At 66.3% G+C, this 17422-nt stretch carries 22 protein-coding genes; 18 read left to right on the forward strand and 4 right to left on the reverse strand.

Translation table 11 applies throughout. From position 1 onward, the window contains the following. Window positions 1-168: 168 nt before the first annotated feature. Window positions 169-1131, reverse strand: coding sequence for a malate dehydrogenase (mdh, locus tag IT41_RS00935; RefSeq protein WP_036737960.1), 963 nt, complete (start codon window positions 1129-1131; stop codon window positions 169-171). 184 nt (window positions 1132-1315) lie between these two features. Here mdh and IT41_RS00940 point away from each other — a divergent pair, with 184 nt between their 5' ends. The 13 genes from IT41_RS00940 (at window position 1316) to IT41_RS00995 (ending at window position 10203) form a co-directional block, all read left to right on the forward strand. After that, window positions 1316-2062 carry a sulfite exporter TauE/SafE family protein gene (locus IT41_RS00940; RefSeq protein ID WP_036737963.1) on the forward strand — a complete coding sequence of 249 codons (747 nt, stop codon included), beginning with the start codon at window positions 1316-1318 and terminating at the stop codon, window positions 2060-2062. Window positions 2063-2135: 73 nt separating this feature from the next. After that, a complete protein-coding gene (locus IT41_RS00945) occupies window positions 2136-2975 on the forward strand; it encodes an HpcH/HpaI aldolase/citrate lyase family protein (protein ID WP_036737964.1) in 840 nt (279 codons plus the stop codon). Between the two features lie 43 nt (window positions 2976-3018). Next, on the forward strand, window positions 3019-3561 hold the full coding sequence (locus IT41_RS00950) for an NnrU family protein (RefSeq protein WP_036737965.1): 543 nt from the start codon (window positions 3019-3021) through the stop codon (window positions 3559-3561). Window position 3562: 1 nt separating this feature from the next. Next, window positions 3563-3769 carry a DUF1737 domain-containing protein gene (locus IT41_RS00955; RefSeq protein ID WP_036737967.1) on the forward strand — a complete coding sequence of 69 codons (207 nt, stop codon included), beginning with the start codon at window positions 3563-3565 and terminating at the stop codon, window positions 3767-3769. A gap of 350 nt (window positions 3770-4119) precedes the next feature. Continuing rightward, entirely contained in the window at window positions 4120-4512 is a 393-nt protein-coding gene (gene sdhC, locus IT41_RS00960) for a succinate dehydrogenase, cytochrome b556 subunit (protein WP_036737970.1), read from the forward strand. A gap of 15 nt (window positions 4513-4527) precedes the next feature. Continuing rightward, on the forward strand, window positions 4528-4917 hold the full coding sequence (locus tag IT41_RS00965; protein WP_036737971.1) for a succinate dehydrogenase, hydrophobic membrane anchor protein: 390 nt from the start codon (window positions 4528-4530) through the stop codon (window positions 4915-4917). 9 nt (window positions 4918-4926) lie between these two features. Next, window positions 4927-6729 (forward strand): succinate dehydrogenase flavoprotein subunit, encoded by a 1803-nt coding sequence (gene sdhA / locus IT41_RS00970; RefSeq protein WP_036737972.1) that lies wholly within the window; start codon window positions 4927-4929, stop codon window positions 6727-6729. Then, window positions 6729-7079, forward strand: a complete 351-nt coding sequence (locus tag IT41_RS00975) for a hypothetical protein (RefSeq protein ID WP_036737973.1) — start codon at window positions 6729-6731, stop codon at window positions 7077-7079. Before sdhA ends, IT41_RS00975 begins: the two co-directional genes overlap by 1 nt. Next, the gene (locus tag IT41_RS00980; RefSeq protein ID WP_036737975.1) at window positions 7079-7423 is read left to right on the forward strand and encodes a hypothetical protein; all 345 of its coding nucleotides are present in this window, start codon (window positions 7079-7081) and stop codon (window positions 7421-7423) included. Before IT41_RS00975 ends, IT41_RS00980 begins: the two co-directional genes overlap by 1 nt. Continuing rightward, window positions 7420-8151, forward strand: a complete 732-nt coding sequence (locus tag IT41_RS00985; RefSeq protein ID WP_036737976.1) for a hypothetical protein — start codon at window positions 7420-7422, stop codon at window positions 8149-8151. The genes IT41_RS00980 and IT41_RS00985 overlap by 4 nt, the downstream gene beginning before the upstream one ends. A gap of 18 nt (window positions 8152-8169) precedes the next feature. Next, window positions 8170-8949: a succinate dehydrogenase iron-sulfur subunit gene (locus IT41_RS00990; RefSeq protein ID WP_036737977.1), complete on the forward strand. Its 780-nt coding sequence runs from the start codon at window positions 8170-8172 to the stop codon at window positions 8947-8949. Window positions 8950-9080: 131 nt separating this feature from the next. After that, window positions 9081-9245 (forward strand): hypothetical protein, encoded by a 165-nt coding sequence (locus tag IT41_RS20530; RefSeq protein ID WP_156116948.1) that lies wholly within the window; start codon window positions 9081-9083, stop codon window positions 9243-9245. Between the two features lie 124 nt (window positions 9246-9369). Further along, window positions 9370-10203, forward strand: coding sequence for an urea carboxylase-associated family protein (locus tag IT41_RS00995; RefSeq protein WP_036737979.1), 834 nt, complete (start codon window positions 9370-9372; stop codon window positions 10201-10203). Here the strand turns inward: IT41_RS00995 and IT41_RS01000 are convergent. After that, complete coding sequence (locus IT41_RS01000; RefSeq protein ID WP_036737980.1) at window positions 10200-10892, reverse strand: metal-dependent hydrolase; 693 nt, start codon at window positions 10890-10892, stop codon at window positions 10200-10202. The genes IT41_RS00995 and IT41_RS01000 overlap by 4 nt on opposite strands. A 133-nt stretch (window positions 10893-11025) precedes the next feature. Here IT41_RS01000 and gatC point away from each other — a divergent pair, with 133 nt between their 5' ends. From gatC to IT41_RS01020, 4 genes are read left to right on the forward strand one after another with little or no spacing between them, the layout of a single operon-like run. Then, on the forward strand, window positions 11026-11313 hold the full coding sequence (gene gatC, locus IT41_RS01005; protein WP_036737981.1) for an Asp-tRNA(Asn)/Glu-tRNA(Gln) amidotransferase subunit GatC: 288 nt from the start codon (window positions 11026-11028) through the stop codon (window positions 11311-11313). Next, entirely contained in the window at window positions 11310-12791 is a 1482-nt protein-coding gene (gene gatA, locus IT41_RS01010; protein WP_036737982.1) for an Asp-tRNA(Asn)/Glu-tRNA(Gln) amidotransferase subunit GatA, read from the forward strand. The genes gatC and gatA overlap by 4 nt, the downstream gene beginning before the upstream one ends. 23 nt (window positions 12792-12814) lie before the next feature. Next, the gene (locus IT41_RS01015) at window positions 12815-13393 is read left to right on the forward strand and encodes a hypothetical protein (protein WP_036737983.1); all 579 of its coding nucleotides are present in this window, start codon (window positions 12815-12817) and stop codon (window positions 13391-13393) included. Beyond that, window positions 13390-14019 (forward strand): N-acetylmuramoyl-L-alanine amidase, encoded by a 630-nt coding sequence (locus IT41_RS01020; RefSeq protein WP_036737985.1) that lies wholly within the window; start codon window positions 13390-13392, stop codon window positions 14017-14019. Before IT41_RS01015 ends, IT41_RS01020 begins: the two co-directional genes overlap by 4 nt. On the opposite strand, the gene IT41_RS01025 is transcribed toward IT41_RS01020, so the two are convergent. Beyond that, window positions 14004-14780 carry a 23S rRNA (adenine(2030)-N(6))-methyltransferase RlmJ gene (locus IT41_RS01025; protein WP_036737987.1) on the reverse strand — a complete coding sequence of 259 codons (777 nt, stop codon included), beginning with the start codon at window positions 14778-14780 and terminating at the stop codon, window positions 14004-14006. The genes IT41_RS01020 and IT41_RS01025 overlap by 16 nt on opposite strands. Window positions 14781-15326: 546 nt before the next feature. Then, window positions 15327-15542, reverse strand: coding sequence for a DUF1127 domain-containing protein (locus IT41_RS01030; RefSeq protein ID WP_036737989.1), 216 nt, complete (start codon window positions 15540-15542; stop codon window positions 15327-15329). A gap of 340 nt (window positions 15543-15882) precedes the next feature. On the opposite strand from IT41_RS01030, the gene IT41_RS01035 reads away from it, so the two are divergent. Then, window positions 15883-16992 (forward strand): Mrp/NBP35 family ATP-binding protein, encoded by a 1110-nt coding sequence (locus IT41_RS01035; RefSeq protein ID WP_036737992.1) that lies wholly within the window; start codon window positions 15883-15885, stop codon window positions 16990-16992. Window positions 16993-17422: the final 430 nt, after the last annotated feature.

Here is a 17422-nt window from a genome sequence, read left to right on the forward strand (position 1 = left end):
TGCCCGGCGCGGAAACGCGAACCGATCCGCCGGCCGCGCGGAATGCCCGGCGCGCCCCGGTTGGAAAACGAGCTTCGCCGTCAGGAGGGCTCTTTGCCCCGCGGGTGCATAAGAAAAGTGCCGGCGCGCAGGGCGGCCGGCACTTTCGGTCATTCGTGACGGTCCGGCTCAGGCCAGGCTGCCGTCGATGCCCTTGCAGGCCTGCACCAGACCCTTGACCGCATCGACGGACTTGTCGAACATCGCCTGTTCGTCCTTGTCCAGCTTGATGTCGATGACCTTTTCGATGCCCTTGGCGCCGATCACGGTCGGCACACCGACATACAGCCCCTTGAGACCATAGGCGCCGTCCACATAGGCCGCGCAGGGCAGGACGCGCTTCTGGTCCTTGAGATAGGCTTCGGCCATTTCGATCGCGCTGGTGGCCGGCGCATAGAAGGCCGAGCCGGTCTTCAGCAGGCCGACGATCTCGGCGCCGCCGTCGCGGGTGCGCTGGACGATGGCGTCCAGTTTCTCCTGCGTGGTCCATCCCATCTTGACCAGATCGGGCAGCGGGATGCCGGCGACGGTCGAATAGCGGGCCAGCGGCACCATGGTGTCGCCATGGCCGCCCAGCACGAAGGCGGTGACGTCGCGCATCGAGACGCCGAATTCCAGCGACAGGAAGTGGCGGAAGCGGGCCGAATCCAGCACGCCGGCCATGCCGACGACCTTCTGATGCGGCAGGCCGCTGAACTGGCGCAGCGCCCAGACCATGGCATCCAGCGGGTTGGTGATGCAGATGACGAAAGCGTTCGGGGCATGGGTCTTGATGCCTTCGCCCACGGATTTCATCACCTTGAGGTTGATGCCCAGCAGGTCGTCGCGGCTCATGCCCGGCTTGCGGGGCACGCCGGCCGTCACGATGCAGACATCGGCGCCGGCGATGTCGGCGTAGTCATTGGTGCCTTTCAGCACGGCGTCGAAGCCCTCGGACGGGCCCGATTCCGCGATATCCAGCGCCTTGCCCTGCGGGATGCCCTCGGCAATGTCGAACAGGACGACATCGCCCAGTTCCTTCATCGCTGCCAGATGTGCCAGCGTGCCGCCGATCTGCCCCGCACCGATGAGTGCGATCTTGGGTCGGGCCATGGTAACCTCCGATTTCATGATGGTTCTCGCGCGGTGGCCTAGTCCCTTGGCGTGGAAATCGCAAGCCTTGGCTGACATAAGTCGCCGGAATCGCCCGGCCTTGCACGCTAACAGGGGTATATCTTGTGCGTTGCCTCCGGTCGCACACTGGCATAGGCGGTGCGCAGGATGGTCGGAGGGCGTCATGGATATGGGGATTCTCGGCTGGGTTCTGGCCTGCATCGCCGCGTTCGCGGTCGGGCTGGCCAAGGGTGGCCTGTCGATGGTCGGCATGCTCGGCGTGCCGCTGATGGCGCTGGTCATCTCGCCGGTGCAGGCGGCGGGGATTCTGCTGCCGGTCTATATCGTCTCGGATATCGGCGGGCTGATCGCGTTCCGGCGCAGCTTTGACCGGCGGGTGCTGGCGACGCTGATTCCGGGCATGATCACCGGGGTCATGCTGGGCTGGGCGACCGCCAGCCTGGTCGATGAAAGCCGCATCGGGCTGATCGTCGGCCTGATCGGCCTGGGGTTCTGCCTCAACGCCTTTCTGCGCCCCTCGCTTGCCGGGCAGTTTGGGCGCGGGGCGTCCTGGGGTGCGGGCAGCGCCTGGGGCATCGTCTCGGGCTATGTCAGTTTCGTGTCCCATTCCGGCGCGCCGCCCTATCAGATCTATGTCCAGCCGATGCGGATGGAGCCGATGCTTTACGCCGGCACCACCACCATCTTCTTTGCCATCACCAATGCGGTGAAGCTGATCCCCTATGCCTCGCTGGGGCAGCTTTCGGCGCAGAACCTCGCGGTCTCGGCCGCGCTGATCGTGCCGGCGCTCCTGGGGGTGGCGGCCGGGCTGTGGATCATCAAGCGCCTGCCCGCCACGTTCTTTTACAAGTTCATCACCTGGGCGCTGGCGGTGGTTTCGCTCAAGCTGGTCTGGGACGGGCTGCAATAGGTCGCAGCCAGGGGCGCTTGCGCTTCGGGGGCGTCCGGGGCAGCCTTGGGCGGAAAACCGAGATGAGGCCCCGATGATGCGTCCCTGTCGTTCAGTCCTGTATGTCCCGGCGGCGAATGCCCGCGCGATGGAAAAGGCGCGCAGCCTGCCCGCCGACGCGATCATCTTCGATCTCGAGGATGCCGTGACGGCGGCCGAAAAGGTTCCGGCGCGCGACCTGCTGGCCAAGGCGCTGCTGCAGGATTTCGGCCCAAGGGTGCGGATCGTGCGCATCAACGGCATGGATACCGAATGGGCCGAGGGCGATCTGCGCGCCTTTGGCCGCGCCGCCGATGCCGTGCTGGTGCCCAAGGTCGCGCGCGGCGCCGATCTGGACCGGGTGATCGCGCGCGTCCCCGGCGCCCCCCTCTGGGCGATGATGGAGACGCCCGAGGGCATGCTCAACGCCGCCGAGATCGCGGCCCATCCGCAGCTGCGCGGCATGGTCATCGGCACGAACGACCTGATGAAGGAACTGCGCGCCCGCTTTCGTCCCGACCGGCAGCCGCTGATGGCCGGGCTGGGCCTGTGCCTGCTGGCGGCGCGCGCCCATGGCAGGGTGATCGTGGACGGAGTCTACAACGCCTATCAGGACGAAGCCGGGCTGCGCGCCGAATGCGAGCAGGGGCGCGAGATGGGGTTCGACGGCAAAAGCCTGATTCACCCCGCGCAGCTGGCCATCGCCAACGAGGTTTTTGCCCCGACCGAAGCCGAGCTGGACCTGGCGCGGCGCCAGATCGCCGCCTTTGACACTGCCGTGGCGCAGGGGCAGGGGATCGCCGTGCTCGAGGGCCAGATCGTCGAGAATCTGCATGTCGAGGCCGCCCGCGCCACCCTTGCCATGGCCGAGGCGATTGCGCTGCGCGCCGAATGACCCCAAGTTAACCGCAACCGACATCCAGCAAGAGGCAAGCCAGATGTTCATACTGATACTCGGCGTGGCGCTGTGGTGGGCGGCGCATCTGATGAAGCGCATCGCGCCCGGGCTGCGCGCGCAACTGGGCCGCGGCGCGGTGGCCGGCGCGCTGCTGGTCGCGGTGGTTCTGATGGTGATCGGCTACCGGATGAGCGGGGGCCCCGTCTGGTGGGGCGCCAGCGCGCCGCTCAAGGGGGTGAACAACCTGCTGGTGCTGGTCGCGATCTACCTCTTCGCGGCCGATGGCATGAAGACCCGCATCGGCCGCCGGCTGCGCCACCCGCAACTGACCGGATTCGCGCTATGGGCCTTTGCGCATCTGCTGCCGAATGGCGATCTGCCCTCGTTCATCCTGTTCGGCGGGCTGTTTGTCTGGGCGCTGGTCGAGATGGCGGTGATCAACCGCGCCGATCCGGCCTGGCAGCCGGCGCCGGCCGAGGTGCCGCTGCGCAAGGAGGTGATGGCCGCCGCCGGCGCCGTCATCGTGCTGCTGGTGATGGGCCTGATCCACGCCTGGCTTGGCTATAACCCGTTCGGAGCCTGACATGCCTCTGATCTATCGCCTGTTGACCGAAGACGACACATCGGATTTCTGCCACAAGGTCAGCCTGGCGCTGTCGCGGGGCTGGCAACTGCATGGCGGCCCCGCCATGGCCTTTGACGCTGCGTCGGGCCGGATGCGCTGCGCCCAGGCCGTGACCAAGGAGATCGAGGCGGATTACAGCCCCGAGATGAAGCTGGGCCAGCAATAGGCGGCCGGGCATCGCCTGCCGGTGCCGGTGATCACAAGCTGGCCGGTTTCCTGCGATGGCGCGGCGCTTCCCGGCTCGGATTGCCGGGATGGCAACGAAATCACTCGGGTTTTTGGGCGAACGGGTGAGTCTGCCATGGTACCGCCAACAAGCGCCAAACTGTGATCACATGGCGCGATTGTGTGATCACAAAAATGGAAAATCCGTCCTTATCCGTCTTTCGTCTGGTCAGCGGTCGTGACAGATGCGAGAAAATCACTAGAAACATCGCCAAACATGAAATGACCATACCGGCCAGCCCTCGCCGCCAGCCGTCGCGCCGAGGGCCCCTGAACGCAGGAGAGCGCATCATGGCTGACGTCAACCGGGGCAACCGGCCGCTGTCACCGCATTTGCAGGTTTACCGCCTGCCCCTAGCCGCAATCACCTCGATCATGACCCGCATCACCGGCCATGCGCTGGTCGCGGGCATCGTGCTGATCGTCTGGTGGCTGGTCGCGGCCGTCACCTCGCCGGGCGCATTCGCCTGGGCGGATTGGGTGCTGCGGTCCTGGCTGGGCTTTCTGGTGCTGACCGGCTCGATGTGGGCGCTGTGGTATCACCTGCTCGCCGGTATCCGGCACCTGTTCTACGATGCGGGTTACGGTATGACCATCGAGGCATCGCATAAATCCAGCCAGGCGCTGATCGCCGGCTCGGTCGGGCTGGCCGTGCTGACGCTGATCGTGTTTTTCGCATTCTGAGGGAAGGGCAGGGACATGCGCTATATCACCCCCCGCAAGGCCGCCGAAGGGCTGGGCTCCGCCCATGAGGGCACGCAGCATCACTGGGCGATGACCGTCACCGCCGTGGCGCTGCTGATCCTGACGCCGCTGTTCATGATCACCGTCGCCCGCGCCATCGGCCTGCCGCAGGAACTGCTGGTCGTCTATTTCGGCCGCCCCTTCCCGGCCCTGATCACGGCGCTGTTCATCATCGTCGGCATGCTCCATTTCATCAAGGGCACCCGGATCATGATCGACGATTACCTGCAGGGCGGTGCCCGCAAGGCCGCGATCATCGCATCCGTCATCTTTGGCTGGGCGGTCATCGCCTTTGCCATCTACGCGCTGGCCCGCATGGGTCTGGGCGCGATCGTCGTCATCTGAGGGTCCACCATGTCCGAATATCAATATGTAACGCATGATTATGACGTGGTGGTCGTGGGCGCCGGCGGCGCCGGGCTGCGCGCCACGCTGGGCATGGCCGAACAGGGGCTGCGCACCGCCTGCGTGACCAAGGTCTTTCCGACCCGCTCCCACACGGTCGCGGCGCAGGGCGGCATTGCCGCCAGCCTGTCCAACATGGGCCCCGACAACTGGCAATGGCACATGTACGACACCGTCAAGGGCTCGGACTGGCTGGGCGACACGGACGCCATGGAATACCTGGCGCGCGAGGCCCCCAAGGCCGTTTATGAGCTGGAGCATTACGGGGTTCCCTTCAGCCGCACCGAAGAGGGCAAGATCTATCAGCGTCCCTTTGGCGGCCATACCACCGAATTCGGCGAAGGCCCGCCCGTGCAGCGCACCTGCGCCGCCGCCGACCGCACCGGCCACGCCATCCTGCACACGCTTTACGGCCAGTCGCTGAAGGAAAAGGCCGAATTCTTCATCGAATATTTCGCGCTGGACCTGATCATCACCGACGGCCGCTGCACCGGCGTCGTCTGCTGGAAGCTGGATGACGGCACCATCCATGTCTTCAACGCCAAGATGGTGGTGCTGGCCACCGGCGGTTACGGCCGCGCCTATTTCAGCGCGACCAGCGCCCATACCTGCACCGGCGACGGCGGCGGCATGGTGGCGCGCGCCGGCCTGCCGCTGCAGGACATGGAATTCGTGCAGTTCCACCCGACCGGGATCTATGGTTCGGGCTGCCTGATCACCGAGGGCGCGCGCGGCGAGGGCGGTTATCTGACCAACTCCGAGGGCGAGCGTTTCATGGAACGCTACGCGCCCACCTACAAGGATCTGGCCAGCCGCGACGTGGTCAGCCGCTGCATCACGCTGGAGATCCGCGAAGGTCGCGGTGTGGGCGAACACAAGGACCACATGTTCCTGAACCTGCAGCACCTGCCGCCCGAAAGCCTGCATGAGCGTCTGCCGGGGATTTCGGAATCGGCCAAGATTTTCGCCGGTGTCGATGTCACGCGCGAGCCGATCCCGATCCTGCCGACGGTGCACTATAACATGGGCGGCATTCCGACGAACTACTGGGGCGAGGTATTGAACCCGACCGAAGAGGAACCGGATGCAATCTTCCCCGGCCTGATGGCGGTGGGCGAGGCGGGCTGTGCCAGCGTGCATGGTGCGAACCGGCTGGGTTCGAACAGCCTGATCGACCTTGTCGTGTTCGGCCGCGCCGCCGCGATCCGTGCCGGCGAGGTGATCGACCGCAATGCGCCGATCCCGCTGACCAACAAGGAGGCGGTCGATCGCGCGCTGGACCGTTTCGACCGGATCCGCAATGCCGATGGTGGCACCCCGACCGCCGAATTGCGGCTTGAGATGCAAAAGACCATGCAGGCCGATGCCGCCGTCTTCCGCACCGACAAGACCCTGGCCGAGGGCGTCGAGAAGATGAAGGTGATCGCCGCCAAGCTGGATGACCTGAAGGTCACCGATCGCGGGCTGATCTGGAATACCGACCTGATGGAGACGCTGGAGCTGACCAACCTGATGCCCAACGCGCTGGCCACCATCGTCGCGGCCGAGGCGCGCAAGGAAAGCCGGGGCGCCCATGCCCATGAGGACTGGCCCGAGCGGGATGATGCCAACTGGCGCAAGCACTCGCTTGCATGGATCGAAGGCAACGATGTTAAACTGGCCTATCGGCCGGTCCATCTCGAGCCTTTGACAGCGCAAGAGGAGGGCGGCATCGACCTGAACAAGATCGCTCCGAAGAAAAGGGTCTACTGATGCGTCTTTCCCTGATCATGACCGTTGCTGCACTGGCATTGTCCGGCTGCGTGGTGCAAAACCCCGGCATGGCGCCGATGCCGATGCCGACCAGCCCGCCGGCGCCCGCGCCCGATGCCGCGATCCGCAGCTCGGCCCGGGTCATCATCAACCGCGAAATGGCGGCCAAGGTGTCGGGCTACAATATCGCGCCCTTTACCGATTGCGTGATGGCGAACGCCTCGCCGAGCGAACTGGCCAATATTACCACCAGCTCCGATCCCCAGAGCGCGGTTGCCGTCATCGTCAGCCGTCCGGCGACCGGGCAGTGCATCGCCAATGCGGCTGCCGCCGGTCGGGGACAGGCCTGATGTCCGTGCCGCGGTATCTGCGCGCCTTTCTGGCCCCGGCAGCGATGCTGGGGCTGGCGGCCTGCGCGCAGCCGCGGCAGAACCTGCCCCTTCCCGAGGCCGAGCGCTATTGCAGCCAGAACCTCGGCCAGGGTTCCTTCGGCATGCGCGCGCATCCGCGGCTCAGCGTCGGAATCGGCTCGGGCGGCCATCACGGCGGCTATATGGGGATCGACTTCAGCCCCGAATACAGCCGCCGCATCGACGACCCCGAGGCGTTGTTCCGCGACTGTGTGATCAGCCGCTCGGGCCAGGCTCCGTCGCGCTCGCTCTACCAGATGCCGGGCTGGGGGGGCGCGTCGTGATCCGTGCCCATCTGGCCACCTTTCCGCCGCGCCGCCGGCTGCTGCGCAGGACCTGCGCGGCGATCCTGCCGCAGGTCGATCACCTGTTCGTGGTCCTGAACGGCTATCAGGAGATTCCGGGCTATCTGGCCAAGGACGCGCGGGTGACTGCCATCATCCCCGACCGTGACGTCAAGGATGCCGGCAAGTTCTGGTTCACGCCCGCGCCGGACGACATCGTCTTTACCATCGACGACGATATCGGCTATCCGGCCGATTACGTCGCCCGCACGCTGGCGCATCTGAACGCCATCGGCCCGCAGGGCAATGTCGTCGGCTATCAGGGCAATATCTATGTCGGGCCGCGCGCCGCGCCGCAGACGGCCTGGGACAATTACATCTTTCACCAGCCGGTCGAGCAGGTGCTGGGCGCCTCGATCATCGGCACCGGCACGCTTTGCGCGCGCGGCTCCTCGATCCCGCCCTTGTCCGAGATCGAGCCGAATGCCGGCGCCTGCGACATCCCCTTCTGTCACTGGCTGTTCCGCAACGGCATCCTGCCCTGGATCCTCCCGCGCGAGGCCGGCTGGCTGTCGAACGATCTGCCCCGGAACCTCAAGCCGTCCTCGCTGTTCCACAGCGTCGCCCGCAAGGGCCATGCCGCCTACAAGGAGCTGCTGTGGTCCTTTGCGACCCGCTGGCCCCATGCCAATATCCGCCACGACCGCTTTCAGGCGCGTCCGGCCTGACCACCAGGAGATACCCCAATGGTCCAATTCAACCTTCCCAAGAACAGCCGCATGCGGGTCGGGAAAACCTGGCCAAAACCGGATGGCGCGACCAATCTGCGCCGCTTCAACATCTATCGCTGGGACCCGGATACCGGGGAAAACCCGCGTATCGACAGCTATTTCGTCGATATGGACCGTTGCGGGCCGATGGTGCTGGACGCGCTGATCAAGATCAAGAACGAGATCGACCCGACGCTGACCTTCCGCCGCTCCTGCCGCGAGGGGATCTGCGGCTCCTGCGCGATGAATATCGATGGCGGCAACCATCTGGCCTGCATCTACGGCATGGACGAGATCAAGGGCGACGTGAACATCTACCCGCTGCCGCATATGCCGGTGGTCAAGGACTTGGTGCCGGACCTGACGCATTTCTACGCTCAGCACGCCTCGGTCCATCCCTATCTGCGGACGGAAACGCCGACCCCGGACAAAGAATGGCGCCAGTCGATCGAGGATCGCAAGAAGCTGGACGGGCTTTACGAATGCATCCTCTGCGCCAGCTGCTCGACCGCCTGCCCCAGCTACTGGTGGAACGGCGACCGTTATCTTGGCCCGGCGGCGCTGCTGGCCGCCTATCGCTGGATCATCGATTCGCGCGACGAGGCCACAGGCGAACGGCTCGACGATCTCGAGGATCCGTTCAAGCTCTATCGCTGCCACACGATCATGAACTGCACCAATACCTGCCCCAAGGGGCTGAACCCGGCCAAGGCGATCGCCTCGATCAAGCATATGATGGTCGACCGGATCGTCTGACCCGCGCCACGCACATGGCCGGTATCCCCGGCCCGCAGCAGTGACGCCGCGTTGCAGCCATGGAAAATGCTGCGGCGCGGCGTTATATTTCCGGCAAGGGGGGAAGCAGACCTTCAACCCGGAGACCACAGATGACCATTCGCGCCGAAAACCACAAGAACGCGGCCCAGGTCGCCGCAATCGACCCGGCCCGGGACCGCGCCGCGCTGGCGGCACTGGCCGTTCTGGAACAGATGTATGCCTATTTCAGCTTTGCGCCGCTGCCGCTCGAGGCGGATCGCCGCCTCACGGCCTGAAGGTGGTGCCCGACGCCGCGCCGCGTCGGGCATTTCTTCTTCACCCAAATATCCATCCGACGCTGCGGCCGGGCCAGCCGGTCATGTCTTGCGGGCTGGCCCGCCGCCCCCTAGCATCGCGCCCATGAACAGTTCCATCCCCTCTGACGCGGCAGAGCGCCGGGCTGTCGAGCCCGTGATCTGCTATCCCAATGCCACGCTGCCCGATCCCGATATGGCGACCCTGGCGCGGGCGCGGCCCAATGCGCGCAAGACCGGCGAATGCCTGGTCCCCCCGCGCGAGGCGCGCTGCTTCCACGTTCCGGCCGGCCATTTCTTTCGCATCACCAGCGTTCAGGGGCCGCAGGTCGGCGATCTGAACCTGTGGTCCGCCGCCGACCCGCAGGAACGCTTCTATTCCGGCAAGACGCGGGCGCTGCATGGCACGCATCTGACGCGCGGCGACCGCATGTGGTCCGGCTTTCCTTATCTGCGGCCGATGGCCACGGTGACCGAGGATACGCTGGAATGGTACGGCATCGACGAACATGGCGGCTCGGTTCATGACGTGATCGGCACGCGCTGCGATCCCTATACCCATCACATGCTCAGCGGCGAGGATTACCACCGCTGCTGTCATTCCAACCTGACCAATGCGCTGGCCGAGGAACTGGGCCTCGGGCGCGAGGCGGCCGAGCCGCTGGTCCATGACGTGCTCAATGTCTTCATGTGCACCGGCTTCACCCGCGATACCGGGCAGTATTTCATGAAGGCCAGCCCGGTGCGTCCCGGCGACTATATCGAGTTCTTCGCCGAGATCGACCTGATCGGCGGCCTGTCGGCCTGTCCCGGCGGCGATTGCGGCGCCGAGCATTCCAGCGACACGGCCGCCTGCCATCCGCTTCTGGTCGAGATCTTCGCCCCGGCCGGCCCGCTGGATCGCCCGAGGCCCGGCCGCAGCGGCTATCGCTGGCCCTAGAAGCGGATCGGCTCCAGCACCTCGGGCTCGATCACCTTGACCCCCGGCAGGCCGGATTTCAGCGCATCGGCGTTCTGCTCCAGCAGCGGGAAGGTGCGGTAATGGCAGGGGATCACGACCTGGAAACGGAAATATTTCCGCGCCGCATAGGCCGCGCGCTTCATGTCCATGGTGAAATGGCCGCCGGCGCAGAGAATGCCGATATCGGGCTGGTGATATTCGGCCATCCATTCCATGTCGGCCATGATGTCGGTATCGCCGCTGACATAGAGCACATGGCCGTCGCCCGCGATCATGTAGCCCGATTCGTGGCCGGCATAGATCGGCCCTTCGCTTCCCTCGATGGACGAGGAATGGCAGGCATTCACCATCGTCACCTTCGCGCCGGCCAGATCGACGGTGCCGCCCTTGTTGAAGCCGATGCCCTCGATGCCGTGATGGGTCTGCCAGGTGCCGATCAGGTCATAGATGCCGGCGATCGGGATCTTCTGCGCGCGGGCGATGGACAGCGCGTCGCCGCTATGATCGCCATGGCCATGGGTCAGCAGGATATGGGTCGCGCCCTCGATGGCCTCGGTGCGGCGGTCCTCGGGGAACATGGGGTTTCCCGACAGCCAGGGGTCGATCAGGATCACGGCGTCTTCGATTTCCAGCCGAAAGCCGGAATGGCCAAGCCAGGTCAGTTTCATGGGAGGGCTCCTTTCGAGATGCAGGCGCATCCTGCCAAGTTGGCGGCAGCGCGTAAAGTTCCCGCGACGCGGCGGCCCCGCTTGCCCCGCCCCGAGAGCGGCGGTAAACCCGGCGCAAGCGAAAGGAGCCCCCATGGCGATCACTGAGGATGAGGCCCGCAAGGTCGCGCATCTGGCGCGCATAGCGGTCGATGAGGCGGACCTGCCGGGACTGGCGCAGGAGCTGAACGGCATCCTGCATTTCATGGAGCAGCTGAACGAGGTCGATGTCACGGATGTCGAGCCGATGACCGGGGTCGAGCCGATGCGCCTCAAGCGGCGCGAGGATGTTGTCACCGATGGCGACATGCAGGATCTGGTGCTGAAGAATGCGCCCGACGCGCGCGAGGGGTTCTTTGCCGTGCCGAAGGTGGTGGAATGAGCGATCTGAACCAGCTGACCATCGCCCAGGCCCGCGACGGGTTGCGCAGGGGCGATTTCACCAGTCTCGACCTGACCGAGGCCTGTCTGACCGCGATCGAGGGCGCCTGGGCGCTGAACGCCTATAGCCACCTGACGCCCGAGCGCGCGCGCGAGATGGCGGCGGCCGCCGACGGCCGCATCGGCGCCGGCGATGCGCCGGCCATGTGCGGCATCCCGCTGGGCATAAAGGATCTGTTCTGCACCAAAGACGTGCCCTCGCAGGCGGCCAGCCGCATTCTTGACGGTTTCCTGCCGCAATACGAATCGACGGTGACGCAGAATCTGTGGAATGCCGGTGCGGTCATGCTGGGCAAGCTCAGCATGGATGAATTCGCCATGGGGTCCTCGAACGAAAGCGCCTGTTACGGGCCGGTCGTGAACCCGTGGAAGGTCGATGACCGGCAGTTGACGCCGGGCGGTTCGTCGGGCGGCTCGGCGGCGGCGGTGGCGGCGGATCTGTGTATGGCCGCGACCGGCACCGATACCGGCGGCTCGATCCGCCAGCCGGCCGCCTTTACCGGCACGGTCGGGCTGAAGCCGACCTATGGCCGGGTCAGCCGCTGGGGGGTGATCGCCTTTGCCAGCTCGCTGGATCAGGCCGGGCCGATGACCAAGACGGTGCGCGACGCCGCGATCATGCTGGGCGCCATGGCCTCGGTCGATCCGAAGGATTCGACCAGCGCCGAACGCGAGGTGCCCGATTACGAGGCGGCGCTGACCGGCGATATTCGCGGCAAGAGGATCGGTATCCCGCGCGAATACCGCATGGAGGGCATGTCGGACGAAATCGACGCGCTGTGGCGTCGCGGCGCCGAGATGCTGCGCGATGCCGGTGCCGAGATCGTCGATATCAGCCTGCCGCACACGAAATACGCGCTGCCCGCCTATTACGTCATCGCACCGGCCGAGGCGTCCTCGAACCTCGCGCGCTATGACGGGGTGCGCTATGGCCGCCGCGCCCGGCTGGGCCAGGGCGATGGCGTGGTCGAGATGTATGAAAAGACCCGCGCCCAGGGCTTCGGCCCCGAGGTGCAGCGGCGGATCATGATCGGCACCTATGTGCTGTCGGCGGGCTTTTACGACGCCTATTACAACCGCGCCCGCAAGGTGCGCGCGCTGATCAAGCGCGATTTCGATCAGGCTTACGCCGCCGGCGTCGATGCGATCCTGACCCCCGCCACGCCAAGCGCCGCATTCGGCCTGGGCGAGATGTCGGGCAAGGATCCGGTCGAGATGTATCTGAACGATGTCTTTACCGTGACCGTCAACCTTGCCGGCCTGCCGGGTATTTCGGTGCCGGTGGGGCTGGACGGGCAGGGCCTGCCGCTGGGCATGCAGCTGATCGGCCGGCCATGGGACGAAGCCGGACTGTTGAACCTTGCGCAGGTACTCGAATCTGCGGCAGGGTTTACCGCGAAACCGACGCGCTGGTGGTAACCGGCCCGAACTGGGAGCAAACGATGCAGAGGATCGCGATTCTGGCCGTGTTCGGCCCCGTGCTGGCACTGTCCGCCTGTGCCGAGAATACCGGCTGGAACCCGAATTACAGCGCCATGAACAATGGCACCGGCTATGCCACATATTCGCAGGAGCGCGAGGCCGCCCTGCAGGGCAAGGCGCCGATCCCGCGGGTGATTCCGGTGCAACTGCCCGCCGAAGCCCCGACGCCCGAGGCGATCATGGGCAAGCGGGCGCCGGCGCAGACCGCCGCCACGCCCGCGGCGGCGACCAAGGCTCCGGCCGGTGTTCCCGCCGATGCGCAGGTGGCGACCAGCGGCCCCTATCCCGGCTCGACCCCGGTGCTGGTACGCTATGCCCATCAGGAGGATCAGGCCCCCGGAACGGGCAAATACACGCGCAGCGGCGGATCCGTCGCGGCGGCAGAGCGGGCCTGCCGGGGCTTTGCCTCGGCCGATGCGGCGCAGACCGCCTTTATCGCCGCCGGCGGGCCGATGATCGACCCGCGCGGGCTTGACCCGGATGGCGACGGTTTCGTCTGCGGCTGGGATCCGCGCCCCTTCCGCCAGTCGCGGATGTGAGCCTGTCGCCCAATCACGGCGACCGGCGCGGGCAGCGGCCCGAACTTGTGGTGATCCATTACACCGGCATGGCGGACGCGGCTTCGGCCCGCGCCCGCCTGTGCGATCCCGCGTCCGAGGTCAGCGCGCATTGGCTGATCCACGAGCACGGCCTGACCGAGGCGCTGGTCCCCGAGGGCAGGCGCGCCTGGCATGCCGGCGCCGGCTGCTGGCAGGGCCGCGAGGATGTGAACTCCCGCAGCATCGGCATCGAGCTGGTCAATCCCGGCGACCGCCCCTTTCCCGAGCCGCAGATGGCCGCGCTCGAGGATCTGCTGGCCGCGATCCTCAGGCGTTGGGCAATCGGGCCGCAGGGCGTGATCGGCCATTCCGATCTGGCGCCCGAGCGCAAATCCGACCCCGGCCCGCGCTTTGACTGGCGGCGGCTGGCCCTGCGGAGGCTGGCGATCTGGCCGGATGGGCCGGGCAGCGATCTGCCGCTGGCCGACAGTCTGGCGCGGATCGGCTATCCCGACAGCCCGGCGCGGCTGGCCGCCTTTCGGCTGCGCTTTCGTCCCTGGGCCGAGGGGCCAGAGGACGCGACCGATCGCAGGCTCGCGGCCGCGCTGGCCTATAGCGCCTCGTAGATCGCGGCGATTCGCGCCGCCTCGTCCTGCAGCCCGTAGGGCGGGTTGAGCACGAACATGCCCGAGCCGGTCATGCCATGCCCCGGCCGCGCCGGCGCAAAGGCCACCTGCGACAGCAATGCCTGCGGGTGATCGCGACGCAGGGCGGCGATCATCGGCGCGTGGCGGGCATCGTTCAGCACCGGGAACCACAGCACGATCACGCCGACATTCCATTTCCGCGCCAGCTTGCCGATCTGGCCGGGGATCTGGTCGTAATCGGCCTTGACCTCATAGCTGGGGTCGATCAGCAGCAGCCCCCGGCGCGGCACCGGCGGGCAAAGCGCCTGTGCCATCGCGAATCCGTCCTGTCGGTGGATATGGGCGAAACCGGCGACGCGGGTCAGGGCCTCATGCTCGGCGGGGTGCAGCTCGGCCAGATGCGCGGTATCGCCCGGGCGCAGGAAATGCCCCGCGATCAGCGGCGAGCCGGGATAGGCCGTCGCGCCATTCCGGGCGCGGATCTGGTGCAGCGCCCGGCACAGCGGATGATCCGCGTCCAGCCAGCCCTGCACCAGCGCGCGGGTGATGCCGGCCCGTGCCTCGCCCGTCTTTTGCGCTTCCGCGCCGGCCAGGTCGTAAAGCCCGCGCCCGGCATGGGTTTCCAGATAGCTCAGCGGTTTCGGCTTGGCGGTCAGGTAATCCAGCATCCACGCCAGCAGGGCGTGCTTGTGCAGATCGGCCAGGTTTCCGGCGTGATAGGCGTGCTGATAGGACAACATGGCCTGCCTCTATACCGCCGCCGCGCAAATAAAAAGCGGCGGTACCCAGGGAGGAGGAGGGGGTACCGCCGCGCAACGCTGGCCCAGGGAGGAGGAGGGGCCGCGTATGGGGTGCGGCGCATGGCAGGGAGGAGGATGCCATTCGCCGCAAGCTGACGGTCCCAGGGAGGAGGAGAGGACCGTCGCATTCCGTCCCGCCTTCGCGGGGATTTTGGGCGGCACCCTCCAGGGAGGAGGAGGGGGAGGGCGCCGCCAGCACCGCCGGCCCAGGGAGGAGGAGGGGCCCGGCGGATCGGTTTGGCGGCACCCTCGGGGAGGAGGAAGAGGCTGCCGCCTGCACCGCGGGACCAGGGAGGAGGTCGGTCCCGCCGTATAAGTCGGCGGCTTCCCCAGGGAGGAGGAGGGGGAGGCCGCCTTTACCGCGAAGCCCAGGGAGGAGGAGAGGGCTTCACCGTATTCTGGCGGCGGCATCCTCAGGGAGGAGGAGGGAGGATGCCGCCTGAACCCGGACCCCAGGGAGGAGGAGGGGGTCGGGTATTCTATTCCTTACTTCGCGCCCCAGGCGGCCTCATAGGCCACGCTGCGGATGCTCGACCGGCTCAGGCCCAGGTCGTTCAGGTCGCGATCGCTCAGCTCGTCCAGTTCGCGCAGGGTCTGGCGATAGACCGAACGGCGGGCCATGTTGTCGCGCAGATCGGCCACGAATTTGGCGATGCGGCCGGTGTTGCGGACATTGTTCTGGTTCAGTACGAGAACAGCCATTTTACTTGCTCATCTTTCTTGCGTCTGCGCGGCAGGCCGGATTGCCGTCGCGCTGTTGAGGGGAACATGATCCCTTTTCTGCGTTTGCACAATGGCTGCCGATGAAATGCTGCTATGCAGAAATGGCATAACTGTTTCTGGAACCTTGCTGCAAGTCACTAAAAAGTAGTTAATATTTCCGATTTTGCTATCGAATGCTGGCGCTATCACGGCAAAATGGGTCGTATTTACGCGAGGTCACAATGGCTTAGCGTCAAGCCTGCGACAGCGGGTCGCAGCCAGCTTGCCGATCCCGCCGCGAATTGCCATTCTGCGCGGGCTTTGAAATCCGGGGGTGGCCATGGCGATATCACGCGAACGTGTGCTTGAGGAGCTTGCGCGGATCGAGGTCCCGGGCGGTGGAAACCTGGTTTCCAGGGATCTGCTGCGCGCGCTGCATGTCGATTCCGGCGCAATCCGATTCGTGATCGAGACGGAGGATGCCGCAAGCGCCCGCGCGCTGGCTCCGGTCGAGGCCGAGGCGCAGCGCCGGCTGACCGCGCTCTGCGGCGATCAGAAGGTGCAGATCGTGATGACCGCCCCCGCCGCATCGAAAGCGCCCCCGCCCCGGGCGGCGGCCGGCGCCGGGGGCGGGCGGGACGCCCCGCCCAGCATGAAGATCGGTCGTCATCCCACCCCGCAGGCCGGCCCGGCCCCGGTCAGCGGGGTGGCGCGGATTCTGGCCATCGGTTCGGGCAAGGGGGGCGTCGGAAAATCCACGCTGACCGCGAATCTGGCGGTGGCGCTGGCGCGGCAGGGGCGCCGTGTCGGGTTGCTGGACGCCGATATATACGGCCCCTCGCAGCCGCGGATGCTGGGCCTGACCGGACAACGGGTCAGCGGCGAAGGCAATATGATCGAGCCGCTGCACGCGCATGGCGTCACCGTCATGTCGCTGGGCCTGATGATGAAGGAAGGCGAGGCCGTGGTCTGGCGCGGCCCGATGCTCATGGGCGCGTTGCAGCAGATGCTCAATCAGGTGAAATGGGGCGAACTGGACGTGCTGCTGGTCGATCTGCCGCCCGGCACCGGCGATGTGCAGCTGTCCCTGTGCCAAAAGGCGCAGGTCAGCGGCGCCATCATCGTCTCGACGCCGCAGGATGTGGCGCTCTTGGATGCGCGCCGGGCGATCGACATGTTCGACAAGCTGAAAACCCCGGTGCTGGGGCTGGTCGAGAATATGTCCACCTATATCTGCCCCAATTGCGGCCATGAGGCGCATCTGTTCGGCCATGGCGGTGTCGCCGCCGAGGCCGCGAAGCTGGGCCTGCCCTTCCTGGGCGAGATTCCCCTGAACCTGGAGGTGCGGCTGGCCGGCGATGACGGCACGCCCATCGCGGCGGGGGACAGCCCCGTCGCCCACTCCTTTGCCCGGTTGGCCGAGCGGCTGGTTGCCGGCGGCATGGCGTGAGCCGGCCTGACGCCCCGGACCTGCGGCGAGGCGGCGGGCGACCGCGCCGGCCGCCGATCCGGGAAATCATGGGACCGGCATCGGGCGCGGCTGAAAACAGGGCCGGGAATGCATGGGAACCGGGGCGAGAATCTTCCGTCGCGTGATTTTTGGCCGAATCACTCGAACGTGTTGGCCGGTGATTCAACCGAGAGCCGAGGAAAAGCCGGCTCAGATGCCAAAGTTTCAGCCGAATTTCGGCAGATGCCCGCCTTCGCCTGGGAATTCCCTGGGCCGCTGTTTGCCATGTTCCGCCTCCCATATGTTGTGGTCTGGTGAATTGTGACAGCAATACTTTCCGTGTTGCCTCGGCTGACTTCTTGATGTTCGCTTAATGTTCATGTGTGACGGTGCTGCGACTTTTCCGCTTGTCCCAAAGATACCCATTGCG

Source organism: Paracoccus halophilus, from assembly GCF_000763905.1.
Classification (GTDB): domain Bacteria; phylum Pseudomonadota; class Alphaproteobacteria; order Rhodobacterales; family Rhodobacteraceae; genus Paracoccus; species Paracoccus halophilus.